The sequence below is a fragment of the Cytophagia bacterium CHB2 genome (assembly GCA_030263535.1).
Lineage (GTDB): Bacteria > Zhuqueibacterota > Zhuqueibacteria > Zhuqueibacterales > Zhuqueibacteraceae > Coneutiohabitans.
The window spans coordinates 1-2,149 of sequence record SZPB01000618.1 but is presented as its reverse complement, the minus strand read 5'-3'; the positions used below and the strand labels follow the sequence as shown (position 1 = coordinate 2,149).

Annotated in this window: 2 protein-coding genes and 1 tRNA gene; 2 read left to right on the top strand and 1 reads right to left on the bottom strand. The window is 50.8% G+C overall.

Annotated features, from left to right (window positions below):
- Positions 1–269 precede the first annotated feature (269 nt).
- Complete coding sequence (locus FBQ85_29530; protein ID MDL1879272.1) at positions 270–752, top strand: methylglyoxal synthase; 483 nt, start codon at positions 270–272, stop codon at positions 750–752.
- Between the two features lie 20 nt (positions 753–772).
- Here the strand turns inward: FBQ85_29530 and FBQ85_29525 are convergent, their stop codons facing one another.
- Positions 773–1,711, bottom strand: a complete 939-nt coding sequence (locus FBQ85_29525; protein MDL1879271.1) for a hypothetical protein — start codon at positions 1,709–1,711, stop codon at positions 773–775.
- Positions 1,712–1,965: 254 nt separating this feature from the next.
- Between FBQ85_29525 and FBQ85_29520 the strand changes: the two genes are divergently transcribed.
- Positions 1,966–2,050: transfer RNA gene (locus FBQ85_29520), tRNA-Ser, on the top strand.
- Positions 2,051–2,149 lie beyond the last annotated feature (99 nt).

The window sequence follows — 2,149 nt, the reverse complement described above, 5'->3', positions numbered from 1 at the left end:
TCGCTAATCTTAAAATTCGCGTTTATTGGCGTGCATTCGCGGTTTGGCTTTGGGCAAGTTATTTAATCGACGGACCTAAGTCCAGAGGCTGCGGATTTTTTACGTGATCCGCTTATTCTTTTCAAATTCGCCGAAACAATTTTCTTGTTTTTTGTCGCGCAATGCGTGATTTTGCGTTGCTTGATCACGACGGCCACCGCTTTTGCGGCGGGATCGTCGTCGACTATCATATTTATTTATTGAGTTCTGCAGAGGCATCAGGAGATCACATGGAAAAAACCAAAAACGTCGCGCTGGTGGCGCACGACAATCGCAAAAAGGATTTGATCGAATGGGTGGAATGGAATTTTGAAGTGTTGCTCGCGCACAATCTGATTTGCACGGGCACGACCGGCAAGCTGGTGGAGAAGGCGATTCACCAGAAATTGGCGGCTACGCGCGGCGGGCGATCGGCATTCAAACACATCACGCTGCTGAAATCCGGACCGCTCGGCGGCGATCAGCAACTCGGCGCGATGATCACCGAGGGCAAAATCGACTTCATCATTTTCTTTTGGGATCCCATGAGTCCCCAGCCGCACGATGTTGACGTTAAAGCGCTGCTGCGCATCGCCGTGGTCTACAACATTCCCATCGCCTGCAATCGCGCCACCGCCGATTTCATGATTTCTTCGCCCTTACTCAACGAAAAATATACGCCGATTGTAAAAGATTACAACACGTATCTTGAACGCGAGCTGGAGGAAATTTGACGCTGCCGGCGTTGTTTTTTTTACTCCAGCTTATTTTGAATTTTTGCCAATGCTTTCTCCGCCTGTTTTTTGTTGCGGCCATCATCCCACATCAAATCCGGCAGGCGCAAGCAGATTTGCAGATGTTCCTGCGCTCGCGCGTGCTCTTTCAGTTCAATCAATGTCTCGCCCAGCCACAAATGATGCGCAGGCGAGTTCGGATTAATTGCCAGGGCTTTTTCGAACCACGCGGCCGCTTGCGCGTGCCCGCCGGGCGGCACGCCGCCATATAAAACTTTAGCAAAGGCCCGCAAGACCCAACTGAGATTGGCGAGTTCATAATGCCAACGGCCCAAAACATGCATGGCGCCGTCGTGACGCGGATCGAGTGCAAGCGCGCGCTCCGCTGCGATTTTGATTTCTTTGGAGAGCCGGACTTTTTGCTTGCCGCCTACATTCAACGCGAGGCGCCCAAGCGCCACCGCTAGAAAAAAATGGCCCTGGGCGGAGTCTGGATAAAGCGCAACACAACGCCGCGCAAAGCGCTCCGCAAGCAGATAATGATCTTTTTGCGCCCGACCTTTTGCGGCAAAACCAACGTCGGCATGGCTGCGCGTCAATTTCCACAACACGTCATAATGTGTTGAATCAAGGCGTAAGGCTTTTTGATAGGCCGCCAGCGCAGCTTGATTATCAAAACGCGCGTGCGCCTGATCGCCGGCGCGCAGGGCGGACAAAAATTCGGCATTAGACGTGGCGGGCGAGCTGTTGTGCTGCAACCGATTTTTCTCTTCAGCCGCAATTCCGGCGGGGCCGTGTACAGATTGTACCCAGCTTTGAGATTGCCCTGGATTCACGCGAAACAAAGTCGTGGCGTATTGGTTCAAGTGAAAGTGTTCTTGCATGAATGTTGTAGCCGGAAAAAGCCGATGAAGCGCGGCGAAGCATACCAGAAACATCAGTTTGTGTGTTTTCAGCATGGGGTTTCATCAAATCGGTTTATGAGCAGACGGTTCATTTGGCGCGGGTTCGATTGTTTTGATTGGATATGGTATTAAAAAAATTCATCAATTCCATCGGCGTTATTGCAAAAATTTTAAGCGAATACGCCCGAAAAAAACATTGACTCCACCTTTGCTGATTTGTATATTGCCCCGCTAAAATTCAAAGACCGGAGGGTTTTAGCAGACGCCTGGAACATTACAGCAGGCACATTTTGCCTAGAGAGTGTTTCGGAGGGCTAGACCTAATTGGTAAGGCGGCGGTCTTGAAAACCGCTGGGCTTATAACCCTTGGGAGTTCGAGTCTCCCGCCCTCCGCTTTGGGATAGCGGATTGATGATTTCGGATTTCGGAATCAAAAAACCGCAATCCGTAATCATCAATCCGCAATTTGGAGAGGTGCCTGAGTGGCCGAAA

What these genes read in the sequence shown, in the direction of transcription:
- FBQ85_29530 (MDL1879272.1), top strand. Translation starts at nt 270, where the DNA reads ATGGAAAAAACCAAAAACGTCGCGCTGGTGGCGCACGACAATCGCAAA.
- FBQ85_29525 (MDL1879271.1), bottom strand. Translation starts at nt 1,711, where the DNA reads ATGCTGAAAACACACAAACTGATGTTTCTGGTATGCTTCGCCGCGCTT.